Source organism: Archangium sp., from assembly GCF_036388035.1.
Classification (GTDB): Bacteria; Myxococcota; Myxococcia; order Myxococcales; family Myxococcaceae; genus Archangium.
Genome location: NZ_DASVSO010000287.1, coordinates 1 through 3,099, shown reverse-complemented (window position 1 = coordinate 3,099; position 3,099 = coordinate 1). Strand labels below are relative to the sequence as shown.

Sequence of the window (3,099 nt, the reverse complement as noted above, 5' to 3'; positions counted from 1 at the left end):
GAGGGCCGCGAGCTGCTGCCCGAGGGCCCGTGCGTGCTGGTGGCCAACCACCAGTCCATGGCGGACATCCTCGCGGCCATGGGCCTGTTCCACCCCTTCAAGTTCGTCTCCAAGGCCTCGCTGTTCCGCGTTCCGCTGGTGGGGTGGATGATGAGCCTCTTGCGCTACGTGCGGGTGGAGCGCGGGCGGCCCCAGTCCATGCGCGAGATGCTGGACGTCTGCCGGGGGTGGCTGCGCCGGGGCGTGCCGGTGCTCGTCTTCCCCGAGGGCACGTATGCGCAGGGGGGCCGGCTGCTGCCCTTCCGGCGCGGTGCCTTCCGGCTGGCCCTGGAGGAGCGGGTGCCGCTGGTGCCGGTGGTGCTCCAGGGCACCACGGAGCTGGTGGAGGGGGATGGCCCGTGGATGAGCCCCCGCGCGCGGGTGCGCATCCGGGTGCTGCCTCCCCTGCGCCCGGAGGACTTCGGGGAGGACGACGGGGCGCTCGCCGAGCGGGTGCGCGGACTCTTCCTGCGGGCCCTGGGTTCGCAGGACTCCTCGGGTTGAGGTAAATCCTCGCCCCATGCCCACTCGCCTGCGCCTCTATCAGGTCGACGCCTTCACCTCCCAGGTCTTCGGTGGCAACCCCGCGGCGGTGTGCCCGCTCGACGCGTGGCTGCCGGATGACGTGCTCCAGGCCATTGCCCTGGAGAACAACCTCTCCGAGACGGCCTTCGTCCTGCGCGACGAGGTGCGCGGCTGGCAGATCCGCTGGTTCACCCCGACGCAGGAGGTGGACCTGTGCGGCCACGCCACGCTGGCCACGGCCTACATCCTCTTCACGCGGCTGGCGCCGGGGCTGGAACGGGTGCAGCTCCAGTCGCGCTCGGGGCCGCTGGTGGTGACGGAGCGGGAGGCGGGGTGGATGGAGATGGACTTCCCCGCGCGGCCGCCCGAGCCGTGCCCGATTCCGGAGGGGCTGGTGGAGGCGCTGGGGGCCGAGCCGCGCGAGACGCTCGTGTCGCGCGACCTGGTGGCCGTCTTCGACAGCGAGGAGCAGGTGCGGGCGCTCAACCCGGACATGGCGAAGCTGGCCGCGCTGGAGTTCTTCGCGGTGGCGCCGACCGCGCCGGGCACGCAGTCGGACTTCGTCTCGCGCTTCTTCGCGCCGCGGGTGGGGGTGCCGGAGGATCCGGTGACGGGCTCGGCGCACTGCTCGCTGGTGCCCTACTGGGCGCAGAGGCTGGGCAAGTCGCAGCTGCTGGCGCACCAGGTGTCCCACCGCGGCGGCGTGCTCCAGTGCGAGGACCGCGGCGAGCGCGTGGGCCTCGCCGGACAGGCCGTGCTGTACCTCGAGGGCCACATCACGCTGTGAAGCCCCCGCTCCCTCTGGGGAGGACTGGGGTGAGGGTCTTCCCTTTCCGTGGCTCTGTACGAGACGCATGGGGGAAAGGTGATTGACTCGGATCAACTGCCCGTGCGTCGCTCGGCGCCATGCGACTGACGAAGGTTCGCGTCACCAAACTCTTCGGGCTCTTCGACCACGAGATTCCGCTCAATCGCGAGGAGCGGATCACCATCATTCACGGCCCGAACGGATTCGGGAAGACGATCATTCTGCGGATGATCGCAGCGCTCTTCTCAGGGCAGTATGCCGTGTTCCGCGAGGTTCCCTTTGGGACGTTCGCGGTCGAATTCGATGACGGGCGACGTTTGATGGTCGAGCGCGTGGTTAGAGAATCCCCATGGCTCAAGACGATGCGAGCCTTTGACCTTCTGGTCCATCTTTCCTCTCCGGGAGGGCCAACGATTGCTTCCGACAAGATAGGATCTGATAGTGGCTTGTTTGGGGCTGGAGCTGCGGCGCCGTGGTTGCAGGGGTTGATTGAGGAAAGTCCGAAAGTCCGGCTTGTTCGTACCCAGCGCTTGGACATCGAGGAACATACTGAGGTCGATGAAGAAGGAACTGTCATCGTCCCCAAGCCAACCGTAGAGATATATTCGGAGGAGCTTTCAGTCCATATTCGTCAGACGCTCGCAGCGTATGCGGCCCGGTCTCAGGAGCTGGATCGAACCTTTCCTGTACGCCTACTGGGGCCGACGAAGGCAGAGCCGCTAACGGCGGAGGATCTTCGCGAGCGGATGGCTGAATTGGAGCAGAAGCGCGCTCGGCTCACCTCGCTCGGTTTCCTGGAGCCTGAGCAAGGATTGGAGCAGGCACCGGTTCGGGTGATTGAAACAAAGCGAGACGTTTTGACGGTCTACGTGGAAGACGTGGAGAGTAAATTGGCGGTCTTCGATGCGATGGCAGCGAAGATTCAGATCTTCACGCGAATCATCAACGGCCGGTTTCTTTTCAAGCGCCTCGAAATCCACCGTGACGAAGGGTTTGTCTTCACATCGGCCACTGGCGCCCGCCTCAAGCCAGCTGAGCTCTCTTCGGGGGAACAGCATGAACTCGTCCTGCTCTATGAACTCTTGTTCAAGTTGCAGAAGAACGCGCTGGTCCTCCTCGACGAGCCGGAGATCTCATTGCATGTGGCTTGGCAGGAAAAGTTCCTTGAGGACTTGATGGAGGTGGTCAAACTCTCCGAGATCGACGTGGTAGTGGCAACGCACTCCCCGGAGATCATCGGCGAGCACTGGGATCTGACTGTAGGTTTGAAAGGCCCGCCTGAGACTCGTGAGGGTTGAGTCATGCAGAAGGGGGAGCGAGCTGCGGTCAATATTGCGAATAGCGTCGGGATGAAGCGTCTGCAATACCCGACGAAGACGTTTGTGCTTGTTGAGGGAAAGGACGATAAGAAATTCTTCGAGCGATATACGGACTCAGCCAGTTGTCACATCATCGTGGCCCACGGCAAGCCCAAGGTCATTGAGGCAGTCCTCGAATTGGACAAGAACGGGATTCGTGGTGTCTTGGGTATTGTCGATGCGGACTTCACGGTCCTAGATCAGCAGGAGTCCCCTACCCCCAACATCCTTGAGACGGATCTCCACGATGTGGAGTGCATGATGCTGGCGTCTCCCGCCCTGGCCCACGTACTCCGGGAACTTGGGGACGAGAAGCAGATGGATGCTTTCAAGGCGCGAGCGGGCCTTGTCCTGGACCATCTGCTCACT

Annotated in this window: 4 protein-coding genes; all 4 read left to right on the top strand. The window is 63.9% G+C overall.

All coding sequences use genetic code 11. From position 1 onward, the window contains the following. Positions 1-543, top strand: a 543-nt coding sequence (locus VF697_RS12140) for a lysophospholipid acyltransferase family protein (RefSeq protein WP_331094463.1), incomplete at its 5' end; no start/stop codon positions are given. 16 nt (positions 544-559) lie between these two features. Next, the gene (locus VF697_RS12135) at positions 560-1,351 is read left to right on the top strand and encodes a PhzF family phenazine biosynthesis protein (RefSeq protein ID WP_331094461.1); all 792 of its coding nucleotides are present in this window, start codon (positions 560-562) and stop codon (positions 1,349-1,351) included. Positions 1,352-1,470: 119 nt separating this feature from the next. Next, positions 1,471-2,670: an AAA family ATPase gene (locus VF697_RS12130; RefSeq protein WP_331094459.1), complete on the top strand. Its 1,200-nt coding sequence runs from the start codon at positions 1,471-1,473 to the stop codon at positions 2,668-2,670. A 3-nt stretch (positions 2,671-2,673) separates the two neighbouring features. Further along, on the top strand, positions 2,674-3,099 hold a 426-nt coding region (locus VF697_RS12125; RefSeq protein ID WP_331094457.1), incomplete at its 3' end, for a DUF4435 domain-containing protein.